Origin of the sequence: Colwellia sp., from assembly GCF_013215345.1 — a bacterium.
Classification (GTDB): domain Bacteria; phylum Pseudomonadota; class Gammaproteobacteria; order Enterobacterales; family Alteromonadaceae; genus Colwellia.
Window position 1 is genome coordinate 1 of sequence record NZ_JABSOV010000256.1, and the last position, 1,566, is coordinate 1,566.

General features: G+C 34.2%; 2 protein-coding genes. One reads left to right on the forward strand and one right to left on the reverse strand.

Annotation, left to right across the window (positions count from 1 at the left end):
• Positions 1-331 precede the first annotated feature (331 nt).
• Entirely contained in the window at positions 332-787 is a 456-nt protein-coding gene (locus HRT50_RS18805; protein WP_291617385.1) for an HPP family protein, read from the reverse strand.
• Between the two features lie 99 nt (positions 788-886).
• On the opposite strand from HRT50_RS18805, the gene HRT50_RS18810 reads away from it, so the two are divergent.
• A complete protein-coding gene (locus tag HRT50_RS18810; RefSeq protein WP_291617387.1) occupies positions 887-1,435 on the forward strand; it encodes a TetR/AcrR family transcriptional regulator in 549 nt (182 codons plus the stop codon).
• Positions 1,436-1,566 lie beyond the last annotated feature (131 nt).

A 1,566-nucleotide genomic window follows, 5' to 3' on the forward strand; every position in this document is an offset into this window, starting at 1 on the left:
TGCTTTGTGCCCCAAACAGCCATGGAATGATTAAATTTATGTCCGCTGTATGATCAGAAAGTTGACGTTTTATATTTCGACGGAGCTTATTCCGCTTTGCGCACCAAGTTGCCCTTAACAAAAGGGCGACTTCATTTATAATTTACTAATTTTTTAAAATAAGATGCTAAGGGCGGTAAGTACCACAGAGAAGACGTTAGCTTTTACAGCTATTAAACAGGTTGGATTAGATTTCGTATTGATAACGCCGCATTAAGCGGACTAAAATTGCTGGTTATAATGTTGAGGCACGAAACTTAACCAACTGTTTTAGTTCCGTTTAAATGCCTTGTTAGCACTTTACCACAAATCTATCTTGAAATATTTGCATTATTTTTCCCATTAAAACGATAATTACAGCGCCAATTAATACAGGAGTTACTAAGAATAACCAACTTTGTCCTGACATCATAATTAGTAGCGGATTAGCTCCTGCTGGCGGATGCGTAGTTTTTGTTAACAGCATTCCGCTAACTCCTAGACCTGTTGCTATAGCTAAATCGATTTGGGATACACCTATAAATTGAACAAAGAAAACACCAATAAATGCAGTAATTAAATGCCCTAAAATTACATTTTTTGGTTGTGCCAATGGGCTTTTAGGCAAACCAAAGACAATCACTACTGTTGCACCAAAAGGAGCCATAATCAATGTTGAATTTTCGAATGTAGTCTCAAAGTACAAAAGAAAACCAATTGTTATAGAGGCACCCACCCCTGCAATCAACGGCAAAACAAATTTATTCATATAACCTCCGAAACAAAAAAAAAACAAGACAACTCTGTCTACTTTATATTCTAGACAAGTCGGTCTTGTTTTGTCAATATAAAAACTTAGGAGAATAAAATGAATAAAAAACGAAAGTTATTAATTGATACTTCTTTAAGTCTTTTTTATTCCAATGGTATTAACTCTATTGGAATAAATGAAATATTGAAGATTTCAGGAGTAGCAAAACAAACTCTTTACAGCCATTTTGAAAGCAAAGAAAGCTTGATACTTGCAACTCTTGAACAAAGGCATATGAACTTTATTGAATGGTTAGAAATAAAGCTTCAAGGAGCAGATTCTAACGAAAAAGTGATAATTAGATTATTCACTGCACTAGAAAGTTGGTTCACTAATTCTGAACCAATGCTTGGAGATTTTCGTGGATGTTTCTTTATTAATAGTTCAGCTGAATTTAGTAATAAAAGTAGTGATATTTCGTTATTTTGTAAAAGGCATAAGCATAAAGTTCGAGAAATCATTCGCCTGCACATGACAAAAGAAAACCCTTTTTTACTCGATGCTATTTGTATTATGAAGGAAGGAGCAATAACTAGTGCATATGTGACTGGTGATTATTCTTCAGCGATGAAATGTGTTCAGATACTCACACGATATGAGTGCTAACGCTTATTATGGAGACTTCTCAGTAATAAGCCACCAATCATTCATTAGAAAATAGGCTCTTCTCCGCTTTGATGCAAATTAGTGTGTCTTCTGGCTAATCTATCATATTGATTTAAAATTATTTTTTCACC